The organism is Citrobacter sp. TBCS-14, from assembly GCF_005280805.1.
In the GTDB taxonomy this organism is placed as follows: domain Bacteria; phylum Pseudomonadota; class Gammaproteobacteria; order Enterobacterales; family Enterobacteriaceae; genus Citrobacter; species Citrobacter gillenii.
This window is the reverse complement of the sequence record NZ_SZWM01000536.1, coordinates 1-275: the sequence shown is the minus strand read 5'-3', so window position 1 is coordinate 275 and position 275 is coordinate 1. Positions and strand designations below refer to the sequence as shown.

Below are 275 nucleotides of genomic sequence, written 5' to 3'. Positions count from 1 at the left end.
TTCACCGTTTTCGTCGTTAACGTCGGTCAGCGGTTTGGTCGGCAGGGCGATTTCCAGGCACAGGTTGGACTGGCGCACTGGCGCGACAACCGGATCGAACGGGCTGTGGGTATTGCAGTGGTCCACGTTCTGAATGTAAATACGGCCGGTAGAGGCACGTTCCTGCATCATCAGTGAGAACAGCTCAACCGCTTTCACGCGCTGTTTGCGGATGCTGTCGTCGTTTTCATATTTTGTGTACAGGCGTTCAAACTCGTCCTGATCGGCGAAGAATG

General features: G+C 54.5%; 1 pseudogene. It reads right to left on the bottom strand.

Annotation, left to right across the window (positions count from 1 at the left end):
* Window positions 1–275, bottom strand: a pseudogene (locus FDX22_RS19740) (ribonucleotide-diphosphate reductase subunit alpha); the annotation flags it as partial.